The sequence below is a fragment of the Salinisphaera orenii subsp. orenii MK-B5 genome, assembly GCF_003788635.1.
Taxonomy (GTDB): Bacteria; Pseudomonadota; Gammaproteobacteria; order Nevskiales; family Salinisphaeraceae; genus Salinisphaera; species Salinisphaera orenii.
In genome coordinates, this window is sequence record NZ_AYKH01000043.1 from 124,962 (window position 1) to 151,917 (window position 26,956).

The 26,956-nt window shown below is 69.0% G+C and carries 17 protein-coding genes, 1 pseudogene and 2 riboswitches; of the genes and pseudogenes, 10 read left to right on the top strand and 8 right to left on the bottom strand.

The genetic code is table 11. The annotated features are described in order from the left end of the window. Nucleotides 1-2: 2 nt before the first annotated feature. Complete coding sequence (locus SAOR_RS15960) at nt 3-812, bottom strand: PEP-CTERM sorting domain-containing protein (protein WP_123632286.1); 810 nt, start codon at nt 810-812, stop codon at nt 3-5. Nucleotides 813-1,046: 234 nt separating this feature from the next. Further along, nucleotides 1,047-1,138: riboswitch (cyclic di-GMP riboswitch) on the top strand. A 310-nt stretch (nt 1,139-1,448) separates the two neighbouring features. On the opposite strand from SAOR_RS15960, the gene SAOR_RS15965 reads away from it, so the two are divergent. Next, on the top strand, nt 1,449-3,695 hold the full coding sequence (locus SAOR_RS15965) for a hypothetical protein (protein ID WP_123632287.1): 2,247 nt from the start codon (nt 1,449-1,451) through the stop codon (nt 3,693-3,695). Between the two features lie 919 nt (nt 3,696-4,614). Here the strand turns inward: SAOR_RS15965 and SAOR_RS15970 are convergent. The 5 genes from SAOR_RS15970 to SAOR_RS15990 all read right to left on the bottom strand — a co-directional run bounded on the left by SAOR_RS15970 (nt 4,615) and on the right by SAOR_RS15990 (nt 9,418). Further along, nucleotides 4,615-5,340 (bottom strand): PEP-CTERM sorting domain-containing protein, encoded by a 726-nt coding sequence (locus tag SAOR_RS15970; protein WP_123632288.1) that lies wholly within the window; start codon nt 5,338-5,340, stop codon nt 4,615-4,617. A 559-nt stretch (nt 5,341-5,899) separates the two neighbouring features. Beyond that, the gene (locus tag SAOR_RS15975) at nt 5,900-6,694 is read right to left on the bottom strand and encodes a class I SAM-dependent methyltransferase (protein WP_185015735.1); all 795 of its coding nucleotides are present in this window, start codon (nt 6,692-6,694) and stop codon (nt 5,900-5,902) included. Between the two features lie 377 nt (nt 6,695-7,071). Continuing rightward, complete coding sequence (locus tag SAOR_RS15980; protein WP_123632290.1) at nt 7,072-7,695, bottom strand: hypothetical protein; 624 nt, start codon at nt 7,693-7,695, stop codon at nt 7,072-7,074. Beyond that, nucleotides 7,692-8,414: an MBL fold metallo-hydrolase gene (locus SAOR_RS15985; protein ID WP_123632291.1), complete on the bottom strand. Its 723-nt coding sequence runs from the start codon at nt 8,412-8,414 to the stop codon at nt 7,692-7,694. Before SAOR_RS15985 ends, SAOR_RS15980 begins: the two co-directional genes overlap by 4 nt. 119 nt (nt 8,415-8,533) lie before the next feature. Beyond that, complete coding sequence (locus SAOR_RS15990) at nt 8,534-9,418, bottom strand: LysR family transcriptional regulator (protein WP_123632292.1); 885 nt, start codon at nt 9,416-9,418, stop codon at nt 8,534-8,536. 89 nt (nt 9,419-9,507) lie between these two features. Here SAOR_RS15990 and SAOR_RS15995 point away from each other — a divergent pair, with 89 nt between their 5' ends. The 9 genes and pseudogenes from SAOR_RS15995 to SAOR_RS17360 form a co-directional block, all read left to right on the top strand. Continuing rightward, nucleotides 9,508-9,954 carry a carboxymuconolactone decarboxylase family protein gene (locus SAOR_RS15995; protein ID WP_123632293.1) on the top strand — a complete coding sequence of 149 codons (447 nt, stop codon included), beginning with the start codon at nt 9,508-9,510 and terminating at the stop codon, nt 9,952-9,954. Nucleotides 9,955-10,196: 242 nt separating this feature from the next. Beyond that, a riboswitch (cobalamin riboswitch) is annotated at nt 10,197-10,395 on the top strand. Between the two features lie 133 nt (nt 10,396-10,528). Then, a complete protein-coding gene (locus SAOR_RS16000; protein WP_123632294.1) occupies nt 10,529-12,496 on the top strand; it encodes a TonB-dependent receptor plug domain-containing protein in 1,968 nt (655 codons plus the stop codon). Beyond that, nucleotides 12,496-13,971 carry a PepSY domain-containing protein gene (locus SAOR_RS16005; protein WP_123632295.1) on the top strand — a complete coding sequence of 492 codons (1,476 nt, stop codon included), beginning with the start codon at nt 12,496-12,498 and terminating at the stop codon, nt 13,969-13,971. Before SAOR_RS16000 ends, SAOR_RS16005 begins: the two co-directional genes overlap by 1 nt. Before the next feature lie 173 nt (nt 13,972-14,144). Then, on the top strand, nt 14,145-15,131 hold the full coding sequence (locus SAOR_RS16010) for an aldo/keto reductase (protein WP_123632296.1): 987 nt from the start codon (nt 14,145-14,147) through the stop codon (nt 15,129-15,131). Nucleotides 15,132-15,255: 124 nt separating this feature from the next. Then, nucleotides 15,256-16,215 carry an AAA family ATPase gene (locus tag SAOR_RS16015; protein WP_245965512.1) on the top strand — a complete coding sequence of 320 codons (960 nt, stop codon included), beginning with the start codon at nt 15,256-15,258 and terminating at the stop codon, nt 16,213-16,215. A gap of 6 nt (nt 16,216-16,221) precedes the next feature. Then, nucleotides 16,222-17,736: a VWA domain-containing protein gene (locus SAOR_RS16020; protein WP_123632297.1), complete on the top strand. Its 1,515-nt coding sequence runs from the start codon at nt 16,222-16,224 to the stop codon at nt 17,734-17,736. A gap of 308 nt (nt 17,737-18,044) precedes the next feature. Continuing rightward, nucleotides 18,045-19,421, top strand: coding sequence for an NAD-dependent succinate-semialdehyde dehydrogenase (locus SAOR_RS16025; protein ID WP_123632298.1), 1,377 nt, complete (start codon nt 18,045-18,047; stop codon nt 19,419-19,421). A gap of 366 nt (nt 19,422-19,787) precedes the next feature. Continuing rightward, a complete protein-coding gene (locus SAOR_RS16030; RefSeq protein WP_123632299.1) occupies nt 19,788-21,908 on the top strand; it encodes a putative bifunctional diguanylate cyclase/phosphodiesterase in 2,121 nt (706 codons plus the stop codon). Nucleotides 21,909-22,172: 264 nt separating this feature from the next. After that, nucleotides 22,173-22,526, top strand: a pseudogene (locus SAOR_RS17360) (SDR family NAD(P)-dependent oxidoreductase); the annotation flags it as partial. A gap of 70 nt (nt 22,527-22,596) precedes the next feature. Here SAOR_RS17360 and SAOR_RS16040 read toward each other — a convergent pair. Together SAOR_RS16040 and SAOR_RS16045 are read right to left on the bottom strand one after the other, a co-directional pair. Continuing rightward, the gene (locus tag SAOR_RS16040; RefSeq protein WP_123632300.1) at nt 22,597-25,713 is read right to left on the bottom strand and encodes an efflux RND transporter permease subunit; all 3,117 of its coding nucleotides are present in this window, start codon (nt 25,711-25,713) and stop codon (nt 22,597-22,599) included. 3 nt (nt 25,714-25,716) lie between these two features. Beyond that, entirely contained in the window at nt 25,717-26,886 is a 1,170-nt protein-coding gene (locus tag SAOR_RS16045; protein WP_221180037.1) for an efflux RND transporter periplasmic adaptor subunit, read from the bottom strand. Nucleotides 26,887-26,956: the final 70 nt, after the last annotated feature.

Below are 26,956 nucleotides of genomic sequence, written 5' to 3' on the forward strand. Positions count from 1 at the left end.
GCCTAGGTCCGGCGGCGGCGCAGGGCGACCAGCGCCATCAGGCCGCCCATCAGTACGAACAGGCCGATTGAATCCGGCTCGGCCACATCCATGCCGTCGCCATCACCCGGCGACGGCAGATTCAGCAGCTGGTCCTGCTGGCCGAACAGCATGTTCTCGAGCGCGAAGCCCTGGGCCGCGAGTGTGGCGGTCAGCTGGACACCGGCGATATCGTTGCTGCCGTCATCGGTCACCAGTGCCAGCACGGAATAGCCGAGGGCATCGTTGGTGATCGAGCCGAGCACATTGCCCTCGCGATCGAAGGCGGTAAGCCGCTCGGCGCCGATGGCGTTGATGAAGCCGACGGACAGGCCGACGCCGGCCTGGTCGGCGCCGAATAGTATGGAGATCGGGCCGTTGAACAACGGCAGACCGGTGAGCACCGGATTGTTGCTGCTCGCGCTATCGGTGACGGTCACGGTGGACGACGACTGCAGGTCCAAGCTCAGGCCGGTATTCGGCGTGCCGCTGACGCAGGCGGTGCTGGCGCCGCATTCGGCCACGTTGCCGCGCGACTGGCCGCTGAAATAACCCCCGAAGCTGACGCTGCCACGGTTCGCCGCCCCATCGGCCGGGGTATAGATCGGGTTCGCGGTACCCAGAGGCACTTCGTTGAAATCGATACGCGACGCATCGGCGCCGAAGGTGTCCGCACCGGCCGGAATCACCGCCGCCTGGGCGGAGACCGCGACGACTGTCAGCAGCAGCGATGCGCCACACCGAAGCCAACCACGACGATGCGAAGCCAGAGCGGGGAGCGCATTGGGAATCATTGACTAACTCTACTAGGAAGGTGTTGTAACGCGAGCGAGAGCAAGATCGGGACCAAGATCGCAACCATTTGTTTTAAATATACTATATTGACGCAAGAGATTGCCCGACGACGACTTGCGTAATATTTCCCGACAGCTTGCACACGCGTTACCGGCGGCCAACCGATTGTCCGTCATCAACTGGGCTGTGCAGACGTATTTGACAGGGTCGAACCTAGTTCTTAGTTTCGCACAGCAGACCAAGGGCATCGCCGTCGAAAGACGGCCGCGCAAAACCACGGGTCTAACACGCTGTAACCCAGCGTCATGGCGGCCGGGTTGCCTCATCCGCATTTCGGTGCCCGCTGTCCGCCTTTCCGACCGACGGAGACAGCGGCGTACTGCACATCACTCTTTCTGCAACAAACGGACGGACAGCCCATGCGTGGAGCAATGTTTCGGTGGTGGCTTATCGGCGGCCTTGTGGCCGCCGGTTCGGCGCTCGCCCCGGCTTCGGCCGCCCCCTCTTATTCCGCCGCCGGGACCGCCGGCTCGTATAGCGGCTCCTCGAACGCTTCGTCTGCAAGCTCGAACGGCTATGCAGCCAGCTCCGACGGTTATTCGTCAGGTTCCAATGGTGCATCACCAGGCGCCGGGATGCCCGAAATCACCGGTTATGGGACCGCCGGCGAATACGGCACCAACGCCTCGGATGACGGCGATACGGGCGGCCAGGACGATTCGGATCAAGACGATTCGAACCAGGACTCGGACGAAGGCGAGAACGGCGACCAGGACGACGAACAGACCCCACCGACGAGCGATACCGACCCCGGTGACGTAGGCGACACGGTGGTCTCCGTACGGGCCATTCGCACCGGCCGATCGAGCAGTGGCACCGCACCGCTGACTTTCGGACAAGTCTTCGCGCGGGGCGCCGTGCCCGAAAACGACTCGGTCCATGCCCGTGTGGGTGACCGTTTGCTGCCGACGCAGGTCGACGCCAAGGCGCGCTGGGACGACGGTTCCCTGCGTCACGCCGTGATCTCCACCCGGGTGGCGCCTTCGGGCAATGATACCCGCATCGATCTCGCACGGGTCGAGGGCGACGAGGACGCCGCGGGTTCGCCGCTGCGCATCGGCGCCCTGCTCGCCAGTGATTTCAGCGCCCGGGTCGAGATCAAGGCCCGCGGCACGCGCTATACCGTCGATGCGCGCGATCTGCTCAACGACGTCGCCGCGTCATCGGGCGGCTGCTCGGACTGGGGCCGTCAGTGCAAGCAGTGGCTGTCCGGGCCCCAGGTCTCGGAATGGATCGTCGGCGGCCCGATCGAGGGCGCCAGCGGCGAATCACCAAGGCTCGCGGCCTATTTCCACATCCGCGCCTACGCCGACGACAACGGCGAGATCGAGCGGGCCCGTGTCGATACCGTGATCGAGAACAACTGGGCCTATCCGGACGAGACGCGCAACGCTCAGTACAACGTCACCCTGGAAGTCGGCGACGAGCAGTATCGCAACAACGGCCTCAAGCATTATCGGCAGGCGCGCTGGCATCGGGTGCTGTGGTGGAACGACGATCCGGGCCTGTACGCCCGAATCGACACCGACTACCTGCAATCCACGGGCGCGATCTCGCAGTACGCCGACGTCGAGCCGACGAACGGACTGCTCAACTCCGTGCGCCAGTCCGTGGCGCCGATGAATAACGGCGATCAGACCGACTATATGCCCACCACCGGATCACAGTCGGCCATCGGCCCGCTGCCGCGCTGGACCTCGGCCTACGCGGTCTCCGGCGATCGGCGCGCGTTCCGTTGGATGCTGGCCAACGACGATGCCATCGGCAGCTACAGCGTCCATTATCGCGACCGCGAGACCGGCCGTCCGCTGGAGATCACGCGCCACCCCTACGTCACGATCGCCAACCGCAGCTACGCGCAGCGCGCCGGCTCCAACTACCAGCGTGATCTGCTCCCCGACTGTCAGGGCGACTGCAACAACCCCTACGCTTTCGATATCGCGCACCATCCGTCGATAGGCTATGTGCCCTACCTCGTCACGGGCGATTTCTACTATCTCGAGGAGATGCAGTTCGTCGCCTCCTACGTGCAGCTCTGGGCGAATCCGAACTATCGGGACTACAAGAAGGGCACCCTGCGCGGCGCCCAGAGTCAGGTCCGCGGGCAGGCCTGGTCGCTGCGCAGTCTCTCGGACGCAGCGTTCGCGACCCCGGACGACGATCCGCTGAAGTCCTACTTCACCCAAATCGTCGACCACGTCCTCGACGACTACAACGACACGTTCGTGGACAGCGACCGCAGCCCCTTGCACGTGATCAACAACTACGGCGCGGTGATCTACCCGAGCGGTGGTCGAGAGCGCGTCGGCATCGCCCCCTGGCAGGCAGATTTCTTCACCTGGGCGGCCGGGCACGCCGCCGAACAGCGCATGCCCGGCGCTGAAAAACTGGTCGGCTGGCTGGCCGATTTCCAGATCGGACGCATGACAGGTTGGCAGGACGACCCGACCGAGGGATATTGCTGGCTCGAGGCCTCCTCCTATTCGTTGCAGATCCGCCCGAATCGCGGCGCGGACGACTACGACAGCCTCGAGGAAGTCTACGCCACCAACTTCCCCGAACTGGTCGGCACGCGCTGCAACAGTGCCCGGATGCGTCTGCGCATGGCTAATATGGAGGGTACGAGTTACCAGGCGGGCGAGATGGTCGGTTATGCCAACTCCACGACCGGCTTCCCTGCCAACATGCAGCCCGGTCTGGCCATGGCCGTCGACAGCGGCCACCCCGACGGCGCCGCCGCATGGCGGATATTCGAGGACCGAAACGTCAAGCCGGACTACGACAATCTGCCGAACTTCGCGGTCGTCCCCCGCTCGCGCTGAGCCCACCACGACAAGGCCCTCCGCTGTGCGCGGAGGGCCTCCTACCTGCCTGCCGATAACGGCGGCCTGCCAGCCATATCCGGCTGCCTTGCATGAGCGTACGGCACGTGCACCGCACCGGGCTCGCGGGCCTCTCCCGGTCAACCATCGCGGCTATCGACTACCGTATCGACCGCGGCTCGATGCCTGTGCAAGAACCGGGAATCCGGTCTCGACGTGCCGTGAAGCGCGCCGCGCGTTCAAACGCCTGATGCGGTCGCAATGCGAGCCATCGACGCTCTGCGCGCCGTAGTAGGTCATTGATACGCCCAGTGGCTCCCGGCGAGGCGTTTACCGCCCCGCCATAGCGTTCCGAGTGCCGCCGTGTCGGCTTCGAAACCGCGCCAACACCGCCGCTGGCCTTCCGGCGCAGAATGGCAAGCCGCAGCGTGTGCCGGCCTGCGCAGACTCACACGGCATGCCGTAAGGCTACTTACTGCCCGCAGAGGACGACTCGCCGGCCCGGGATCCAGAAGCCGCGATTCCGACCAACCGCTTCGGGCCACGCAGTCGGACGGCGGAAATCATCGAGAGAGATCCGGCCGCTATCATCTACTACGCGGGACGGTCGTTGCAGACGCCCCGTGCGAATGGTTCAAGGGACCGAATTGCAGGAGTGGGCCGTGTCGGCCGTGGGTCACCCCGTAGCAAAGATCTCGCAGGCGCCGTCGCCGTACGAGTGGCGCTTTTCGACGCGCTCGGAGGGCCGTGGCGGCATGGCCGGCTCTCCAACACGCAACGGCCTGCGCCGCCCAGCACGTCGGAAGCCCGAAAGAAAAACGGCACCGTCCGGAAATCCCGAACGGTGCCGTGAAGAGCCGTGGCAGCAGAGTCCGGCTTATATGCCGTACCCGCTAGAACGCCACGTTGCTATCGGCGCTCAGAGCGAGCGGCTGCGGCGCAGGCCGATGCCCGTCAGCAGCAGGGCGAGACCGAAGCCCAGAAGGCCGATTTCACCCGGCTCAGGCACGGCGACCGGCGGCGTGCCGCTGTTGACGATATCGGCGTTGTTCACCGTGCCGCTGAAGCCACCATTATCCTGGAAGCTCGTCGTTCCGAGGGCGATATTCGTCGACGAGAAGATGAAGGACGTATCCGGATCGATGCCGAAGTACGCCAGCAAGTCCTCATGCTTGGTGTCGAGACCGAAGCCACTGACGTTGACCGTGCCCGGGGGCGTGTTCGGATTCAAATTCGACGGTATCGCCGTCGGCCGGTCCGTGAAGGTACCGGTCAGCAGGATGCCGTTAGCGATCACCGTATTCGAGGAATCCAGCGCAGATCCGGTCAGAACGAACTCCCCACCGGCGGCGAACTCATAGTCGGCGGTATCGCTACCTTCAATGGTGTTGGCGCCGGTCGTGAAGTTCAGCAGACACCCGCTGCAGGTCAGTGAACTCTCGTTCGGGGCTATGCCGCCACTGAAGTCGATGCTGTTGAAACGGATATCGGTTCCCGTGAGCACACCGCCGTCGCCGTCATAGCTAACGGTGCCGCCGCGTATACCCGGATCATCGAAGGTCAGCGTCGGAGCAGCCAGGGCCGTACCCCCGGCAGCCGCCAGCGCGACGAGCGCGCTTCCAAGCAGAATATTTTTGACTTTCATGGCTTTCACCCGGTTATCAAGACATAGAAACAGTCAGGTCCTTCTTCCGTTGTGTGTTTGAGACGCGACCTGCACATCTCGGTTCACGCCTGCATCTCAGCAACTTGTGTGCCATGAGCGAAGACCCATGATTTCATAATGTATTTTCAAAAGGCTTGGGCCCAAACGCCACGCCAGTGCATTCTTTTCCGACACTTTCCCGGCCCAAGGCTTCGCCGCGACCGCCCCGCGAGCCGGCAGACGCGAAACCGAGCATTCCGCACTTTCGGGAACATCTTGAGCCGCAAGGGGTTGCCGCAACGCGGCCTCGCGTCTCGGCGCATCTCGATACAGTGTCGGTTTCTCTTACACCCGATCGCGTGCCGCGGCGATACGCGTCACGGCATGGCCCACGGGCCGCAGCACGGCGTCGATCTGTCGATGGCAACTGCAGAACGCGCCGGGACGGCGGCCTCGCCGGAGGCAAGCGCCGCCGCCTTGGCGCGCCATACGGTGACTGCGCCCGCACCCCAGAGCACCGAGACCGGAGCGGATCGCGGCCGGCGGGCGGGCCGGGCGATCAGAGAAGAATCACGACCAGGCAGGTCTTGACGCCCACCCGCACGACCGCGCAGTAGCGCAGATTGATCGATCGGCCACCGCTCAGGTCCTGCACGTCGACGAGTTCGCCACCCCCGTCATCGACGACTTCGGTCATGCGCGAGCGCGCGATCCAGTGCATCTCGTAGGCGGGGATTCCGCGCAGACGTTTCCACCAGCGGCGGAATACGCGGCGGCGCAGGTTGTAGGCCCGCCAGCGCAGACTGCCTGGCTCGATCCGCGGGCCGTTCGGCATCTGGAACACGGCCACGCCGTCCGGCCGGAGCACCCGGAAGAATTCGCGCACATAGTTCGCCGCCGCCTCCGGCGGAACATGCTGCAGAGTGATGCTGCTGTAGACGAAGTCAAAACTGTCGTCCGCGAACAGGGATAGATCCGCCCGCGCGTTGGCCACGAACCGAACGCGCTCGCCCCGATCGTTCCACCGGCGCGCGCAGTCGACCATGGATTCGGCGATGTCCACGCCGACGACTTCGTCGAAACGGTCGGCCAGCGCGAACGTGAGCCGCCCGACGCCGCAGCCGAAATCCAGAGCCCGCGCCGTCCCCGGGCGCAGCGACAGGCCGTCGACGTAGTCGATGACGTCGTCGACTTCCCGGCGACCGCGATCGAAGAAGACCTCGGGGTCCCACTGATTGCCGCGACGCCGCTTGGAGGTGAGCACCGCATAGAACGGATCCTCGCGCCCCCAGGTCTCGTAGGTGGCCTTGACGGGGGCCAGCGTGGCGTCGCGGCGTCGGTCGGTCTCGGGCATCGTCTCATCCACTCGAAGGCTGGAAGCACCGGGCACGTCGTGCCGGGCGACCGCTGCACGGCCATCGCCGGTACACGCGGCGCAGCAGGCGCTGAACAGAGAAAGTGGCGGGGCATCCGTCGGAGGCGACGAGCGCCGAATGCAGTCGTTACCCGGAAACCCGGTCGCCGGCGGCAAAAGCAAGTCCGCGGCGCAGACAGGACCGGATGACGAAACGCTGACAGGGGACCGGCCGCCGCCACGCATCGCCCGCGCGCCGTGGCTTTAGGCACGGGCGCCGGCGGAGTGATCGGGTGCTATGGCGGGGTCAGCATGCCTCAAGGGTACGCAACCGGCCCGGGATTGCACAGCCGGGCCCGAACGCCTGCGCGTGGTCGTCAGTGCCGGCTCGCACCGAACTCCAGCAGCGAGACGAACAACGAGATCACGATCAGGCTGAATAGAAAGGCGAATCCGCTCTGATACAGGACCAACGCCCAGCCGATCCCGTCGGCCGGCGTGAACGCGGGCGTCAACGAAAACTGGATCGACAGCGACTGGATCAGCGCATCGCCCGGCGCCAGCCCGGTCGCCGCCTCGCCGAAGCGGCCGGCCTTGGTATGCACGAACGCCATCAGAAACGCCGCCGCGACGTAGTTTTCCAGCGCCAGCACGATCGTCCGGCCGGTTGCGGCGACCTGCCGGCCCGCGGTGATCTTGCAGCGGCCGAACAGGATCACGCCCAGCTCCTTGTCCAGAATGCCGAAGACCCGCAGCAGCGCCGGCCAGATCAGCCACGCCGGCAGACTCGCCTGAGCCAGCCACAGGCCGACGCCGAGTACCAGCCAGGCCACGATGTAGAGCTCGGAAAGCGCGTACCGCGCGGCCCGCAGACCCGCGGTGTCGCGGCCGCCGCGCTGGTTCGCGCTCTCGCCGGCCTCCAGCAGCGCGTCCACCCAGCGATAGGGCGACAGCCAGAAGCAGAGCACGATGAAACGCTCGACGAGCGCGACGCTGCTCACGGCTCAGCGCCCAGCGACAATCGGTCGCCGGGGGCGAAAGCCGCCAGCCCCGCCGGGGCCTGGGCGCGCGTGCCGTAACCGGTGATCCGGACCACCGTGTCGGGATAGGCCGCGATGTAGGCGGCCACCGCGCCGAAGCCGGCGTGTTCGGCGTTGCCCGTGGCACGGGCATCGAGAATCACCGTGGGCGCCTCGAACAGGCGCGCGTAGTAGGCCGTCGAGAAGGCCGAATCCCCGCCATAGGCGAGCAGCGGCCGGTCCCCGTCCCACAGCATGAAGCCGCAGCTCGGCTCGCTGTGGCGCGCCCGCAGCAGGGTGATCGTCAGCCCGTCGGCGAGCGTCACCGGGCCGTCGGCCGCGACCAGTTCGCAGAAATCCGCCAGCGGCCGGCCGGTGCTGCGCAGTTCGTGCAGCCGATGCCGCTGCAGCCGCTCGACCACCGCCGGCGCGGCGATCACGCGCGGCCGGCGGCCGGCCGCCGCGGCCAGCGGCAGCACTACCGGCAGCTCGGCGGCGTGGTCACTGTGATTGTGGGTGACCAGGATCGTGTCCGGCACCGTGCCCAACCAGTGCCGGCACGCCCGCACCACGCCGAAGCCGACATCCACGAGCAGCACCGGGCGCCCGTCGAACAGCAGCGCGACGGCGCTGCTGGGCTCGCCCTCCCAGACCGCGGTCGCCCCGCGCCCGGTTCCCAGACAGCACACGGACAGTTCCATCGTCCCCCCGAGGATTGCGCGGGCCACCCCGCCCGCCGATCAGGATGATAGAAGGTTTGCCGTCCCCGCGCCGGGCGCGCTCGAGCCGGCGGGCCGTCCCGACCGCCCGGATCCCGGGCTCATCCCGCCAGCGCATCCAGGATCGCCTCCGGCACGGCCCGCCGGCCCGCGGCCGTCACCCTGTAGAACGGGATTTCGGGGGTCGGCGGCGCCAGCGCGCGATGCACGGTCCCGGGCATCGCCAGATGCGCCAGCCCCGCGGAGAGAAAGGTCACGCCCTCACCCGCGGCCACCCGGGCGACGGCGTTCTGGCGCGGCGAGACCTCGGCCACGACCCGGGGCGAAAACCCCGCCCTGTCGCAGGCTGCGATCAGCAGATCGTGGAAATGCGGATTCAGTTCGCGCGGAAACAGGATCCAGTCGGCGTCGGCGAGGGCACTCAGCGCCAGGGGCTCGATCGCCGCCAGCGGGTGGTCGTCGGGCAGCAGTACCCGGACGGGATCCGTATCCAGTGCCAACGCATGCAGCGCCGGGTCGGGCGGGGCGAACAGGACGAACACCACATCCAGATGCCCTGCCGCCAGCGCCTCGACCAGGGCCCCCGAGGCACCCGCCCGAAGCGATATCTCCAGGTCCGGGAACTCGCGTCGGAGTCGACGCATGCCCGCCGGCAGGAACACCGAGGCGGCGGCATCGACATAGCCGATGCGCAGCCGGCCGGCCCCCCCCGCACCGGCCGCTCGCGTCACCGCGACCGCGTCGCCGAAGCGCGTCAGCAGATCCGTGGCCTTCGGATACAGCACCCGCGCAGCGGGTGTCGGCCGGACCCCGCGCGATCCGCGCTCGAACAGGCCGACGCCCAACTGGCGCTCGAGTACCGCAATCCGCTTGGACAAGGCGGGCTGGGCCAGATGCAGCGTTCCGGCCGCACGGCCGAAGTGGCCGGCCTCGAAGACGGCGACGAATGCCCGCAGATGCGCAAGATCGAATCCGAACGATTCCATGAAGGCATCGTAGCGCGATTATTCGATATTGGATCGGACACGGGCCCGCGACCAGTATCGCGTTCGTCCCCTGTTCAACCGCGCATCCCATGACGAATCGACACCCCGACAACGACCCCGCCACAGGCGTGACCGAGACCACACGCCGCGCCCGCGGCACCGCCGCACTCGCGGCCATCACCGGCGCCTCCGGCGCCGCCGTCATCGACTCACTGGCCGACATCGCGCCCGAGCTCGGCGAGTGGATCCTGGATTTCGCCTACGGCGACGTCTTCGCCCGGCCCGGGCTGGACCACGCCACGCGCGAGCTCGCCACGATCGCCGCCCTCACCGCCAGCGGCCACGCCGCGCCCCAGCTCGAAGTCCACATCGGCGGCGCGCTCAACGTCGGCTGCACACCCCAGGCGATCATCGACATCATTCTCCAGATGGCCGTCTACGCGGGCTTTCCCGCGGCGCTGAACGGCGTCGCTGCCGCACGCGAGGTCTTTGCGGAACGCGACCTGCTGCCGCTGACCGGCGTCGATCACAGCTGACACGAGCGCCCAAGCGGGCGCCGGCCCATGGGCAGGGCCCGCCGAAGCGCGGCCGACACGCCGAACGCCTCGCCGCGAGGCCGGCGCCGGCCGGCAGTTCATGTGAACAACACGTCCGAGACCGCGAATCGTGCTCTGCAATACGCGCCAGACCTCCGAACAGCCATGGTCGTCGCATCGCCGGCGGCCCGCCGCTGCGGGACGGGCACGGTTTTGACCCGGGCCCAGGGCTGGCGTAGTTTACCGCCCGCTCCAATCCAACTCGCTCGAGCGATACGGGGAACCCGGTGAGATTCCGGGACTGACGCGCAGCGGTATGGGGGCACGACGATCGCATCACGGCACTGTCCGCACCGGATGGGAAGCCGCGATCGAAGGCCAGGCCGGTCACGCACCGGCGTACCCCCGAGTCCGAATACCCGGTTGGAGTCAGGCGCAACGGCGCCTGTCACCGAGCCTTCGCGTTCAAGGTCATCGGACTCGACAGCCAACCTGCCCAACGGGGCGACCCTGTCGTGCCGGTCTCGTTTACGACGTGAGGCTCCATCACGAATTTTTTGTGCATGGAGACCCGATGTTTCATCGACCCGAACGCGCGCTGTCCCGCGCGCTGCTGCTATCCGCCTGCGGACCCGTCCTCGCTGCAGGCGTCGACACCCCCTCACCCGACGCCCTCGGCGGCATCGAGGTCGAGGGTTCCGCCATCGAGGAGACGTTGCCCGCCGAGCTCGCGGCCTACGGCGCCGAACGCGAGGTCATCGAGGGCCGAACCCTCGAGGAAACGGGCATGAGCGACGTGGCGCAGGCGCTGGAACGCCTGGTTCCGGGGCTCTTCGTGGCGCCGCGCGCCGGCCGGGGCAGCTACATCGACGCCTCGCTCGACGGTTCGCGCACCCAGGACGTGCTCTGGCTGGTCGACGGGGTGCGTATCAACAATCGCCTGTATGGCTCGACCACGCCGCTGGACTCGATCACCACCCAGATGATCGACCACATCGAGGTGCTGCGGGGCGGTCAGGGGCTGTTCTACGGCACGCAGGCCGTGGCGGGCGTCGTCAACATCGTCCTGCGCAAGCCGAAGGCCGAACGCGGCGGCGAGCTGCGCCTGGGCACCGGCACGCTGGGCGACCGCCGCGCGGCGGGTCACGTCACCGGCCCGGGCCCGCTGGGCGAGTGGCTGGTCTTCGGCGCCTATGACGAATCCGACGGCTACGAGCCGTTCGAGCGGGACGCCTACCAGGCCAACGCGCGGCGCCAGGATCGCGGCTTCAAGCGCCAGAGCATCGGCGCCAAGTACAGCGCCTCGCCCATGGCCGACAGCTCGCTGCGCGTGCTCGCGCTCTACAACGACGCCGCGGCGGACAACGCCAAGCCCGTGAACAACTACCACTCGCTCAACGACCGCGACGAGGTCATCGCCTCGATCAAGTGGGATCAGCGCCTCTCGGACCGCTTCAGCTACTACGCCAAGGGCTACTGGCATTCGTGGTGGACCGACTACACCCGCATCGGCCTCGACGACGACGGCTCGCGGCACGTCATCAACGACGGCGACGAGTGGGGCTACGACGACTACGGCGCCAACCTGGCCGGGCGCTACATCGCACCGGGCGGCAGCCAGCTTCTGTTGGGCTACGATTTCCAGTCCTACTCGGGACGCGACTATGTTCTGCGCATCGACGAGCAGGCCGAGACGGTGCACGCCGGCTTCGCCCAGTTCCGGCCGGTCCTGGCTTTCTCGCCCGACACCCGGATCGCGCTCGGCGCCCGCTACAACCATTCGGATTTCGGCGGCGAACACACGATCTGGAACGCCAGCCTCGACCAGCCGCTGGCCGAGGGCCTGCGCCTCAAGGCCTCCGCCGGCACCCACTTCATCCTGCCGAGCGCCTACCAGCTGTTCGTGATCGACCCGGCCTTCCCCGCCGGCAACCCGGATCTCGGGCCCGAGGAGAGCCGCAACGTGCGCGCGGCACTCGTCGGCGACCCGCGGCCGGGCGTGCACTGGAAGCTCGGCGGCTTCCACCGCGAGATCGACCATCTCATCACCGTCGAGGAGGGCACCTTCCGCAACGCCGACGAAGGCGTGCGCGTACGCGGCGCCCAGGGCGCACTCGAACTCGGCGGCGCAACCGGCTGGCAGTTCGACATCAGCGCCACGTATGCGGATTCGCAGACCCTCGACGGTGACGGCCAGATTCCCGGCATCCCCGAATGGGTGGCCAAGTCGAGCCTGGCCTGGGACAGCGACCGGCGAATGCGCGGCGCCCGCCTGAGCGTGCGCCACGTCGGCGAGAACACCGAACAGCTCGCCGACTACGGCGACCAGTCGTTCGGCGACTACACCCTCTTCGATGCCAGCGCCTACCAGCGATTCGGCGATGACGGCGCCCACCGCGTGACGCTGCGCCTCGAGAACCTGACCGACCGGCGCTACGCGACCCGCGTCGCGCAGGACACGCGTGCCGACGGCGACACGTTCCGCTACGACTGGCTCGGCGTGCCGCGAAACGCCCAGCTGATCTACAGCTACACCTTCTGATGGCGTTCCCGGCACGCCGGTGGCAGCCGGCGCTGATCGTCCTGCATCGCTGGCTGGGCATCGGCCTCAGTCTGATGATGCTGGCCTGGTTCGCCTCCGGCGTGGTGATGGTCTTCCACGGCTATCCGCACTACGGCGACGGCCCGCGTCGCGCCGCGCTGGCCGACCTGCGGATCGAGACACTCCGGGCCGCGCCCGCGAGCGCGGCGCGAACACTGGACCTGCCCGGGCCGCCGAGCGCCATTCGCGTCACCCGGACCGGCGACCGCCCGCGCATGCATCTGCGCACCGAGGGCGGCCCGTGGCGCAGCGTCTACGCCGACACCGGCGCGCCCGTGCCCGCGCTCGAGCGGGCCTCCGCCCGGCAGCGCGCCCGGCGGCTCACCGGCGCGGCGGCGACCGAGGCCACGCGGCTGACGCGGCCGGACCAGTGGACCTTCGCCGGCCGGCTGTCGCCGTTCCGACCGCTCTGGCGCGTCGCGCTCGCGAATGAGGCCGGCAGCGTGGTCTACCTGTCCGAGCACACCGGCGAACTCGTGCACCGGACCGACCGCTCGGCGCGGCTGTGGGGCTACGCCGGGCCGGTCGTTCACTGGCTCTACCCGACCCGGCTGCGTCATCTCGACGGCCTCTGGCGGCAGCTCGTCATGGGCCTGGCCGGCGTCGGCGCGGTGCTGTGCCTGACCGGCCTGGCCCTCGGCGCGCTGCAGTGGCGGCGCCTGCACCGTCGTCGTCCGCGGGGCTGGCGCGGCTGGCACCACGCCCTTGGCCTGGTCTTCGGGCTGTTCGCCTTCACCTGGGTGTTCAGCGGCCTGCTGTCGCTCGACCCGTTTCACTGGGCCTCGAAGCCGTTGTTCGACGACGGCGCACGCAGCTGGATCGCCGGCGGCGAGCGCCCGCAACCGCCGACGCGGCCGATCGCGGCCCTGGCGGCGGCGCACGAGCGGCCGGCCCGCCTGCGCGAGATCGCCTGGCAACCCATCGCCGGCGAGAGCGGCTACCGGCTGTCCGCGGCCGACGGCGCCACGGCCTGGGTGGCCGAGGACGGCACCGGGCTGAGCGAACGCCTGGGCGAACCCCGGGTCCGGGCGCTGCTCGCCCGGCGCGGCGGCCATGCCCTGACCGAACTGAACCGGCTGACCGCCTACGACGCCTATCACTATCCGCGGCGTCGCGATCGACTCGCCGACCGCGACCCGCCGCTGCCGGTCTATCGGGCGGACTACACAGACGGCGTACGAGTCTATTTCGACCCCGCTCGGGCCGAGGTGGTGCACGCCCTCGACGGCCGCCGGCGACTGGAGCGCTGGCTGTATCAGGGGCTGCACAGCCTCGCGCTGCCGCCCCTGGCGCCCGGCAGCACGCGCTGGTACGTGATCGTGCTGGCCGCGCTGGCCGGCGGCGGCGCACTCAGCGCCAGCGGCGTATGGCTGACCGTGGCCTGGCTGCGACGACGACGTCGACGCCGCGGCTGACGCCTGTATCCCAATACGTCGGGTGCCGCAGGACGGGAGCCCCGCGCTCCAGCGCGACGTCGGGCGGCCGGACCGCGACGAGGGCGCCGTCCGGCGCGCGGTCGCGGCTCTTGAATTGACAGCATCCAGGCCACCATGTCTCTGGGTACGTATCGACACCAAGGAACGCCACGATGAGCGACTTCAAGAACACCGGCCCCGCGCTCGACCGCATGGGCTTCGGCGGCGCGCCGCTCGGAGACATGTTCGCCCACAGCGACGACGACCACGCCCGCGACACGCTCGCCGCGGCCTGGGATCAGGGCATCCGCTATTTCGACACCGCGCCGCACTACGGCGCCGGCCTGTCGGAGCAGCGCTTCGGCTCGTTCCTGGCGCGCAAGCCGCGCTCGGAGTACATCCTTTCGACCAAGGTCGGGCGCGTGCTCGAACCGGCGCGCGAACCCGAGGCCACCGGCCCGTTCGTGGGCGGCCTCTATTTCAAGCGCCGCATGGACTATTCCTACGAGGGCGCGAAGCAGAGCGTGCACGACAGCCTGCAGCGCATGGGCGTGGGCCATCTGGACATCGTCTACATCCATGATCTGTCGCCGGACGCGCTGGGCGACGAATGGACCGAGCATTTCGACACCGCCATGTCCGGCGCGGCGGTCGCGCTCACCGAGATGCGCGAGGAAGGCCTCATCCGCGGCTGGGGGCTGGGCGTGAACACCATCGAGCCCTGCCTGCGGGCGCTGGACGAGGCCGATCCGGACGTCTTTCTGCTCGCCACCCAGTACCACCTGCTCAACACCGCCGGTGCGGACGAGCTGTTTCCGCGCTGTCTCGAGCGCAACGTCGGCGTCGTCGTGGGCGCACCGTTCGGCTCCGGCCTGCTGGCCGGCGGCGACCACTACATGTACGAAAAGGCCGACGACGAGATCACCCGCACGCGCGATCGCATGGCCGCCATCTGCGAGCGCCACGGGGTCGATCTCAAGGCCGCCGCGATGCAGTTCTCCGCCGCCCATCCGGCCGTGAGCTCGATCATCCCCGGCGCCAGCAAGCCCGAACGCATCCCGCAGAACCGGGCCCTGTTCGACGCCGACATCCCGGCCGAGCTCTGGGCCGAGTTCAAGCGCGAGGGCCTGCTGTCCGAGTCCGCGCACACGCCGGCGTAGACGCCCGCGAGCCCGGGCCCGGCCGATGCGGCCGGGCCCATTCCGCCGCGGCCGTGCTCGCGACGGCCCGGAGCCTCTATGATCACGGGTTCGCCGACGACGACCCGTGTTCACCGGAGCCCACGTGACCGAAAACCCCGCCCCGAAGCTGTCCGATCCCACGACCTCGGTCGAGCACGTCCGCGCCGCGCTGGAGCGCCACGCCTACATCGGCTCCAGCCGTATCGCGACCGTGGTCCATCTCGCGATGCAGCTGCAAAAACCCGTCCTGGTGGAGGGCCCACCCGGGGTCGGCAAGACCGAGCTGGCCCGGACCACCGCGGCCATGCTCGACCTGCCGCTGATCCGCCTGCAGTGCCACGAGGGCCTGGACGAGGCCAAGGCGCTGTACGAGTGGAAGTACGGCAAGCAGCTGCTCTACATCCAGATGCTCCGGGAACAGCTCGACGACGTCCTCGACGGCGCCCGCGGCCTCGCCGAGTCGGTTGAGCGTCTGCACCGCCACGACGACATCTTCTTCTCGGAGGCGTTCGTCGAACCGCGGCCGCTGCTGCAGGCGCTGCGCGAGCCCGACGGCAGCGTGCTGCTGATCGACGAGATCGACAAGGCCGACGAGGCGTTCGAATCGCTGCTGCTGGAGCTGCTCGCCGACTACCAGGTCACCCTGCCCGAGATCGGCACCATCGCCGCCGCCGGCCCGCCGCCGCTGGTGTTTCTGACCTCCAACAATACGCGCGAGGTCTCGGACGCGCTCAAGCGCCGCTGCCTGCATCTCTACATCCCCTTCCCCGACGCCGCGCTGGAGGCGCAGATCATCCGCGCCCGGGTGCCGGAGATCCCCGCCGCCCTGCGCGGCGAGTTGGTCGCCTTCGTCCAGGCCCTGCGCGAGATGGACCTGCGCAAGCTGCCCGCGATCAGCGAGACCATCGACTGGGCGCGCACGCTGTTGCTGCTGCACGTCGACGCGCTCGACGCCGACTGGGTCCGGGAGACGCTCAACGTCATCCTCAAGTTCCAGGACGACATCGAACGCGTCGAGCCGCAGCTGCCGGCCTTGATGCGGCGAGCGGCCGGCGGCCGCTGACGCCCGGTGGAGGGCACGCTCATCCGATTCGTGCGCGCCCTGCGCATGGCGGAGGTCCGGGTATCCACCGCCGAGACGCTCGAGGCCTTCCGCGCCGCCGAACTCGTGGGCTGGCGCGACCGGCAGCGTTTCAAGGACGCCCTCGGCGCGGTGCTCGCCAAGAGCCGGGCGGAGCGCGACGCCTTCGACGACTGCTTCGACCGCTTCTTCAAGGTCGAGGACTTCAGCATTGACAACCGTGCGAGATCCGACGACGAAGCAGACCGGCAGCCCGACGCCGCCCCGGCGCCGGACGACGGCGATGGCCGTGAAGCCGGGCGCGGCGACAGCGCGGGCAACGGCGCAGGCGGCGGTGGCGGCTCCAGCGGCGCCGAAGCGGATCGCGAGCGTAGTGCCGGCGGCGAGGGCACCATCGACCCGGCCGCGGCACGCGCCCCGGACACGACGATGGCCCCGCCGGTCTCGCCGCTCGGTCGCCTGCTCATGGCCGACGACCGCACGGCCCTGGCGCTGGCGATCACGCGCGCGGCACGCGCCCAGCGGCTCGAGGACATCCGCGTGTTCACCCAACAGGGGCTGTACACGCGCCGCATCCTAGAGCACATGGGCCGGACCGATCTCCTGGACGAGATCGCCGCCCGCGAAGCCGCCACCGCCGCGCCCGAGCGCCGCCTGGGCGCGGAACTGCGGACCCGCTACGATCGCCTGCGCCTCCAGGTCCGCGACCACGTCGAGGACCGATTCAACCTGCATGCCGACGCCGACGGCAGCCAACTGCGCGAACGGATGCTGCGCCGCACCCGCATCGACAGCGTGCCCCGCCGCGACGAGGCGCACATGCGGCGGATCATCGCGCGGATGGCGCGCCGGCTCGTCGCCGCACACTCGCGCCGACGCCGCGTCACCCGCCGCGGTCGGCTGGACGTGCCCCGCACCCTGCGCCGCAACATGCGCCATGACGGCACCCTGATCGAGCTCGCCTGGCGATCCCGCCGCATCGACCGCCCGCGGCTGTTCGTCGTCTGCGACGTCTCCGGCTCGGTGGCGCGCCATGCGCGCTTCATGCTCACGTTCCTGCACGGCCTCGGCGCGGTCCTGCCGCGAGTACGCGCCTTCGCCTTCTGCGCCCGGCTCGGCGAAGTCACCGACGTGTTCCGACAGCACGACCCGGATACGGCGATGCAGCATGCCCTGGCCGAACACGGCCACGGTGCAACGGACTACGGCCGGGCCCTGGCCGACTTCGAAACGCTGGCCCTGGAGGATCTCGACCGCCGCTCGACCGTGCTCATCCTCGGCGATGCCCGCAACAACGACGCCGACCCGCGCACCGACCGGCTGCGCCGCATCCGCGCGCGCAGCGGGCGTGTGATCTGGCTCAATCCGGAACCGCGTGCGGCCTGGGACAGCGGCGACTCGGTCATCGGCCGCTATCGCGCGCACTGTCACCAGGTCAGCGAATGCGGCTCGCTGGCCCAGCTCGAGCGCGTCGTCTCCGAGCTGCTCCGGCGGGTCGGCTGAGGCCGCAGACGGCCGGGCACACGGCGAACCACGATCGCGCCCGCATGACCCGAGCCTGAGGCTCGCGGCAACCGGCGGCGACGAGGCCGTAGCCACACCCGACAGCCTCGCCCGGATTGGCGAACAGGCCCGCCACTTCGGGCCGACGCCGCCCCGACCGAGCCGAAGGGGCAAAACCCGCGCCGGTCCATTCGACCCGAAGCGTGTCCTCTGCCCGCCGCGGGCTTGAATGCGCGGCCGCCGCACGCCAGTTAGAAGGCACGCGTGCCGTCATCGGCACAACACCGTTCCCGCACTGGAGGCCCGTCATGGCCAACACGCATCAGACCATCAACCCGGCGACCGGCGAGGTCATCGACACCTACGAACTCGCCACCGACGAACAGGCGCTAGCGACGCTGCGCGCCTCGCACGAGGCCTTTCTCGACTGGCGCAAGACATCCTTCGAGGAACGCGCCGGCATCCTGCGCGAGATCGCCAAGCGCCTGCGTGCCAACAAGGACGACTACGCCGCGCTCATGACCCGGGAGATGGGCAAGCCGATCGCCCAGGGCGGCGGCGAGATCGAGCTCTGCGCGGCGATCTGCGAATTCACCGCGGACAATGGTCCCCAGGAGCTGGCCGACGAGCAACGCGATCTCGACGGCGGCCGGGCGCTGGTCAGCTACCAGCCGATCGGCGTGATCCTGGGCATCCAGCCCTGGAACTTCCCGTTCTATCAGGTGGTGCGCTACGCCATCGCCAACATCATGGCCGGCAACACCGTGCTGCTCAAGCACGCGCCCAACGTCTGGGGCGCGGCCGTCGAAATCGAGAAGCTGTTCGTCGCCGCCGGCCTGCCGGAGAACGTGTTCCGTTCGCTGTTCATCGACGCCGATCAGACCAGCCAGCTCATCGAGCACGAACACGTGCGCGGCGTCACCCTCACCGGCAGTCCCCGCGCCGGCAGCGCGGTCGCGGCCAAGGCCGGCGAGCAGCTCAAGAAATCGGTGCTGGAGCTCGGCAGCAACGACGCCTATCTGGTGCTCGAGGACGCCGATATCGATCGCGCGGTCGAGACCTGCGTGCAGGGGCGCATCTACAACAACGGCGAGACCTGTGTCGCGGCCAAGCGCTTCATCGTGGTCGACGCCGTCTATGACGCCTTCCGCGAGAAGTTCGTCGAGAAGATGCGCCAGATCGAATACGGCGACCCGACCGATCCGAACACCGCGCTCGGCCCGATCGCCCGCGAGGACCTGCGCGACACGCTGCACGACCTGGTCAAGCGCTCGATCGACCAGGGCGCGACCTGCGTGTGCGGCGGCGAGATCCCGGACGGCCCGGGCTATTTCTACCCGGTGACCGTGCTCGAGGACCTCAAGCCGGGCATGCCGGCCTATGACGAGGAACTGTTCGGCCCGGCCGCCTCGCTGATCCGTGTGGCCGACGAGGCCGAGGCCATTCGCGTGGCCAACGACTCGCGCTACGGCCTGGGCGGCGGCATCTTCTCGAAGGACGAGCAGCGGGCCGTCGATATCGCCCGCAACCTGTTCGATACCGGCATGGTCAACATCAACGGCTACCGCCTGGCGCAGCCGCATCTGCCGTTCGGCGGCGTCAAGGACAGCGGCTACGGCCGCGAGCACGGCGGCTTCGGCATGAAGGAATTCGTCAACGCCAAGTCGGTGATGATCATCGACTGATCCCGCGGCGACGCACTGGCCCGCCCCGAGCGCCCGCATTCCGCGTGAATGCGGGCGCTTTTTCATGCCCGCGACCCGGCCGGCGCGGCATGCAGCCGCGGGCCCGCTATCGGCGGTGTCGATTCGCACCCGCCTCATCCCGAACCAACGGCCGGTGCAACCCGGCGGCACGTCCGCGCGTAGTGGCTGCGGGCCACATAGCTGCACAGGACAGCTTGTGCACAACCAGTTTATCTACACTGTGGCCGGCGATACGCTCCCGTGCCGGGCGATCGCCGGAGCGCCCCGTAGGACGGGCTCGGTACGACGGCGCACCGCCAGACCGTGTCGGGCCCGCAGACCGTTCACCGCCGGAGTTGTCGATCGATGGAAGCCGCCGCCTACCTGACCAAGAGCTACGACCCGGCGCTCGTGACGTTGTCGGTCGGTGTCGCGATGCTCGCAGGCTACGCCGCGCTCGATCTGACCGATCGCGTGCATGCGGCATCGCGCCTCCAGATCGGGATCTGGCTGGCAGCCGGCGCGCTGATTCTGGGCTCCGGCATCTGGTCGATGCACTTCATCGGCATGCTCGCGCTCGAGCTGCCGATGACGATGCGCTACGCGATCGGCCCCACCGCGCTGTCCTGGCTGATGGCAGTGGTCGCTTCGGCCGCCGCACTCGGGCTGAGCTGTCGCGCCGCGCTCGAGCGCTGGACCTGGCTGGCCGGATCGCTGCTGATGGCCGTAGCCATCGCCGGGATGCACTACACCGGCATGCACGCCATGCCGATGGCCGCGGAGATCGCCTACCAGCCCGCGTGGGTCGCCTTCTCCCTGCTCGTGGCCTTTCTGGGCTCGGCGGCCGCGCTGGGCCTGTCGTTCGCCCTGCGCGACTGGCGCCGGCGCCTGCGTATCGTCAAGAAGCTGGGCGCGGCGGCCCTCATGGGCGGCGCCATCGCCGGCATGCACTACGCGGGCATGGCGGCCGCCCATTTCCCGGCGACCATGATCGACTACAGCAGCGGTGGCGGCGTGAACCCCCACTGGTTGGCGGTACTGATCAGCTCCCTGTCGCTGGTGCTGCTCGGCTCGACACTGCTGGCCGCAGCGCAGGATCGCCGCCTGGAGTATCGAACGGCCAACCTCGTGGCCTCGCTGCGCGACGTCAACGACCAGCTGCACTACAGCAGCTATCACGACGAGCTCACCGATCTGGCCAACCGCAGGCTCTTGGACGAGCGCCTGGAGGCGGCCATGGAGCGGGCCGAGCGTGCCGGCACCGAATTCACCGTTTTCTACATCGATCTCGACGGCTTCAAGGCACTCAACGACCAGCTCGGTCATCGCGCCGGCGACGAGGTGCTGGCCCGCGTGGCTCAGGGCATGCGCAGCACCATGCGCGAAGGCGATACGGTCGCACGGATCGGCGGCGACGAATTCCTGATCGTCGCCGACGCCGTGCCCGACGACGAACAGGGCCGGCGCCTGGCCTCGCGCGTGCTGGCCGCCATCCGCCAGTCCACGCACGAGGCGCCGGGGCTGTCGGCGAGCATCGGCTGGGCGCGCTATCCGGCACACGGCCAGACCGCCGAGGCCCTGGTGGCCGCCGCGGATCTGGCGATGTACAACGCCAAGAAGAACGGCAAGAACGGCGCGGTCGGCTATCGGCCCGACATGGCCGCAGCCGCGGAGGCGGAATTCGGCCTCCAGCGCGAGCTGGCCGATGCGCTGGCACGGCAGGACATCGTGGTGTATTACCAGCCGAAGTTCACGGCAGCCAGCCGGGCGCTCAGCGGCGCCGAGGCCCTGGTGCGATGGCTTCATCCGCAGCAGGGGCTGATCCCGCCCGACCGCTTCATACCGGCCGCCGAGCGCTCCGGCCAGATCGAGGCCCTGGAAATCCACGTGCTGGACACCGTCTGCGCCCAGATCCGTCGCTGGCTCGACGCCGGCTTCGACGTGCCGCGCATCTCGGTCAATCTGTCGGCCGGCCGGGTCAGCGATTCCGGCCTGCCGGCCCGGGTGCAGCAGTGTCTGGACAGCCACGGCGTACCCTCGCGTTACCTGATGTTCGAGATCACCGAGACGGTGGCGATCCAGGGCATGCTCCAGGCCGTCGACACGCTCAAGCAGTTCGCGCGGATGGGCGTTGACGTAGCCCTCGACGATTTCGGCACCGGCCATTCCAGCCTCTCGTATCTGGAGAAACTGCCGATCCAGCAGCTCAAGATCGACCGCTCGTTCATCGGCGCCCTGACGGACGGGACATCCCAGCAGTCGGCCATCGTGCGCTCGATCGTCGCCCTGGCCCACAGCCTCGATCTGGCCGTGGTCGCCGAAGGCGTCGAGACCGAAGACCAGCTGCGCTACATCGTCGAGCTGGAATGCGACGAGATGCAGGGGTTTCTGTTCAGCCACGCCGTGCCCGCCGACGCGTTCGCGGACTTCATGCGCGACGCGAGCCGGGCCGTCGCGCCCTCGGGCGCCGCCCCGCGGTACGGCTGAGCGATCCGCCGCGGCGGGCGATGCCGCCGGCGTCGCCACGCGTTCGACGCCGGGGCGGTCCGGCCACCGGGCCCGACGCGACCAGGCACGGCTGCCGGCAGCGTACGGCTTCGACCCTCACGGGCTCGCTCGAGATCCCGGCCCCGCGTCTGCGCGATATGCCGGCGCGATTCCGCGCGTCGCCAGCCCGCCGCGGCCGGGCACGGCGCCGCAGGCGTCCCTCCGGTCACCCGGCGGCGATCACGGCCCACACTGGCGCGCACGGTGACGCTCGGCGTAACGTCGACGTTCATCACGCGCCGCCAGCCCGCTGGGACGGGCGGCGCGCATCGCCGATTCACCCGGACAGAAGGAGCCCCTCATGCAAAGCATCTCGCCGGCCGGCGCGCCGTCATCACCGACGACGGCCGCGGCATCGGTTTGACCGTCGCCCCCGTGCTGGCGGCGGCGGGCGTGCATGTCGCCATCTGCGGGCGCGGCGCCGAGCGGCTCGAGGAGGCGCGTGCTGCGCTGGCCGGCCACGGCGTGACCGCGCATGCGGCGACCTGCGACGCGGCCGACGCCGTGACGGCTTATGTCGAATCCACGGCGGCCGCGATCGGCGACATCGACATCCTCGTGATCCCGGCACTGCGACAGGATAACCAAGCCTGCCCCGCAGACGTCCCAGGCGACGTCGGGCGCCGGTTCAGGCCATGTCATCGCCCGCTGCCGGCGCGGGCGCGCGTCGGGAGCGCCGCCAGCCGCCGCGCACCAGCACGAAGAACAGCGGCACGAAGAGAATGCCCAGCACGGTCGCGGCGATCACGCCCCCGAACACCCCCGTGCCCACCGAATTGCGCGCAGCCGCACCGGCGCCGCTGCTGATGACCAGCGGGAACACCCCCATGCCGAAAGCCAGCGACGTCATCAGGATCGGCCGCAGACGCAGCCGAACCGCGCGCCGGGTGGCCGCGAGCAAGGTCCAGCCCTCGCGTTCGAGCGTACTCGCATACTCCACGATCAGGATGGCGTTCTTGGCGGACAGCCCGATCGTCGTCAGCAGCCCGACCTGGAAATACACGTCCGCCGGCAGCCCGCGCAGCGTCATCGCCAGCAGGGCACCGAGCACACCGAGCGGCACCACCAGCATGACCGAGAACGGAATCGACCAGCTCTCGTAGAGGGCGGCCAGACACAGAAAGACGAACAGCACCGACACCCCGTAGAGCAGTGGCGCGCGGTTGCCGGCCATCTGCTGCTGCAGCGACAGCCCGCTCCACTCGAAGCCGATGCCCGTGGGCAGGGTGTTCACGATCCGCCGGACCTCGGCCATCGCCGCGCTGCTGCTGACACCCGGGGCCGACTGACCGGTGATCTCGTAGGCTGCTGCACCGTTGTAACGCTCCAGCTCGGGCAGTCCCGCATCCCAGTCGAGACTCGTCAACGCGCCGAACGGCACCATCTCGCCGGCGTCGTTGCGCACATACCAGTCGCCGATGTCGCCCGGCTGCATCCGGTAGGGCGCAGCCCCCTGCATGAAGATCCGCTTGACCCGGCCTTCATAAATGAAATCATCGACGTAGCGCCCGCCGAGGGCGACCGAAAGCGTGTCGTTGATGGCCGCGAGTTCCACCCCGAGCGACCGCGCCTTGGCGTCGTCGATATCGACGGTCAGCTGGGATGCCGGATCGCTGACCTGCGCCCGCACCTGGGTGAGCAGCCCGCTGGCCTCGGCGCGCTCCAGGAACAGATCCTTGGCCTGCGTGAGCACGTCGCGACCGCGTCCGCCGGTGTCCTTGAGCTCCATCTGGAAGCCCGTGGATTCGCCGAGGTTGTCCAGCGTCGGCGGCAGCTGGACATAGACCTGCGCGTCCCGGATCTCCGAGAGCACGGCCGAAGCCTCGGCCGCGATCGCCGAGGCCGAGGTCTCCGCGCCGGTCCGCTGGCCCCAGTCCACCAGACGAATGAAGGCGCGGCCGGAGTTCTGACGGTCGTCGCTGGCGATCGCGAACACCGACTCCACGTTGGGCCGATCGCGGAAATAGCGCTCGACCGTGCGCATGGCATCCAGCGTGCGCTGCGCGGTCGCGCCGGGCGGCAGCTGCACCTGAGCGACGAGCACGCCCTGATCCTCCACCGGCAGGAACGTGCTCGGCAGCCGCGCGAACAACAGCGCGGCCGCGACGAGCAGCAGACCGAATCCGGCCAGCGAGAGCCAGCGATGGCCGATCATCCAGCGCACGCTGCGCTCATAGCCGTTGGTGAGCCACTGCATGCCGCGATTGAACGCGCCGAAGAACCGGCGCGCGCGGCCGTTGTCATCCGACGGCCGCAACAGGGTCGCGCACAGCGCGGGCGTCAGCGTGAGCGCCACCAGCACCGACAGCGCCATGGCCGAGACGATGGTCACCGAGAACTGGCGATAGATCACCCCGGTCGCGCCGCCGAAGAAGGCCATGGGCATGAACACCGCGGACAGCACCAGCGCGATACCCACCAGGGCGCTGCTGATCTCGCGCATCGAACGCCGCGTGGCCGCGGGGGCATCCAGCCCTTGCTCGCTCATCACCCGTTCCACGTTCTCCACCACCACGATGGCGTCGTCCACCAGCAGCCCGATGGCGAGCACGATCGCGAACATGGTGAGCGTGTTGATCGAATAACCGAGCAGGGCGAGCACGCCGAACGTGCCGAGGATCACCACCGGCACCGCCAGCGTGGGAATGAGCGTGGCGCGCGCGCTCTGCAGGAACAGAAACATCACCACGACCACCAGCAGGATAGCCTCGAAAAGGGTCTTGACCACCTCCTTGACCGAGGCCCGCACGAACGGCGTGGTATCGAACGCCACCCGCGCCTCCAGCCCCGGCGGAAAGAAGGGCTCGAGCTCGCGCAGGCGCTCCTTGACCGCCGCCGCGGTGGCCACAGCGTTGGCGCCCGCGGCCAGTTCCAGCCCCAGCCCGGCTGCCGGCTGGCCGTTGAACAGCGCGTTCTCGGTGTACTCGTCGCTGCCGATGGCCACGCGGGCCACGTCGTCGAGGGTGACCGCGGCGCCGTCGGCGGTCGATTTCAGGATGATGTTCTCGAAGCCGGAGACGGTCGTCAGGCGGGTCCGCGCGGTGACCGTGGCGTACAGCTGCTGGCCGGCCACCGCGGGCAGACCGCCGAGCTCGCCGGCGGAGACGTTGGCGTTCTGTGTCTCCACGGCGGCGGCGATATCGCTCGGCATCAGGTCGAATCGGTTCAACCGGTGCGGGTCTAGCCAGATGCGAAGCGCGTACTCGGACCCGTAATTGCGGGCCTGGCTGACCCCGTCCACCCGCGAGAGCGGATCCTGGAGCGTGCTGGCGATATAGTCGCCGATATCAGCCTCGGTCATGCTGCCGTCGGTCGACACCAGCGCGAACACGAGAAAATTGTCGCCGCCCGACTGATAGGTGCTCACGCCCTGGGCCTGAACCGGCTGGGGCAGACGCGCCAGCGCCGACTGCAGCTGGTTCTGCACCTGGACCTGCGCGATGTCGGGATTCGTGCCGGCCGCGAACGTCAGCCGGATGCGGGCCTCGCCGGAGGAGCGCGACGAGGAATACATATACAGGAGATTGTCCAGACCGGTCATCTCCTGCTCGATGACCTGGGTGACCGAGTTCTGAACCGTCTTCGCCGATGCGCCGCGGTAGGTGGCGGCGATCGAGATCGTCGGCGGCGCGATCGCCGGATACTGTTCCAGCGGCAGCGTCCGGATCGCGAGCAGGCCACCCAGACAGATCACGATGGCCAGCACCATCGCGAAGATCGGCCGGTCGATGAAGAAGCCGGCCATGGTCTAGGCGGCCGGCGGCGCGTCGGCCGGCGACGGCTCGATCGCCTCGTAACCCGGGTCGCCGTTGCGCGCGACCGGCACCGGGCGCACGCGATCGCCGGCCGCCACCTTGCCGAGCCCCTGGACGATGACACGCTCGCCGGCTGCAAGCCCCTCGATCACGCGCCAGCGGTTGCCGACCGCCTCGGCCAGCGTCAGCGGCCGCCGCACGACCCGATCGGTGTCATCGACGACCAGGCTGTACGGGTCGCCGCGGCCCGTGCGCAGCACCCCCTGCTGCGGCACCAGAATCGCATTCGTATCGATGCCCTCCACCAGATGCGCCCGCACGTACATCCTCGGCAACAGGTCGGCGTGGGGATTGGGCACGACCGCCCGCAGTTCGATCGTCGCCGTGGCCGGATCCACACTCACCCCCGAGAACTCGAGCCGGCCGCGCATCGGCGGTCCCGTGTCGCCGACCACCGAAACCCGGACCCTCGCGGTGTCCTCACTCACCGTCTGCAGACGCCCCGACTCCAGCGCATGCTTGAGTTGCAGATACGCGCGCCCGCTCTGGCGTATGTCGACATAGATCGGATCCAGCTGACGGATGGTTGTCAACGGCTCGGCCTGACTCGCGGTCACGAGCGCACCCTCGGTGACGTTCGAGGCGCCGATGCGGCCGGATATCGGCGCCTCGATGCGGGCATAGTCCAGATTGATGCGGGCCGTTTTCAGATCGGCCTTCGCCGCGGCGACGTCGGCCTGCGCCACATCCAGCGCCGCGAGCGCATCCTCCAGCTCCTGTTCGGAGACCGCATCGGCTTCGGCCAGCGCACGCAGCCGATCGGCGGTGGACCGGGCCGAACGTACCGCAGCCCGAGCCTGCGCCAGCGACGCCTTGGCCCGCGCATACGCCGCTTCGTAGCGCGACGGGTCGATCTGATACAGCGGCTGGCCGGCCTCGACCCGGGCGCCCTGTTCGAACAGACGCTTGCGGATGATGCCGTCCACCTGCGGCCGCACCGCCGCCTGTTTGTAGGCCACGGTCCGGCCGGGCAGCGTGACCCGCACGGTGTAGGGCTCGGCGCTGGCCGCATAAACGCCCACCTCGACCGGCGCATCCGCCGCCTCTGTGGCCCGTTCGCGGGCGTCGCAGCCAGCGGCGAGCAGCAGCACCCAGCCCGTCAATACAAGCCAGGGCCATCGCAGGCGCGAGGCCGTTGTCTTGCGGGCGCAATCCCGCCTGCGAGCGGCCGAT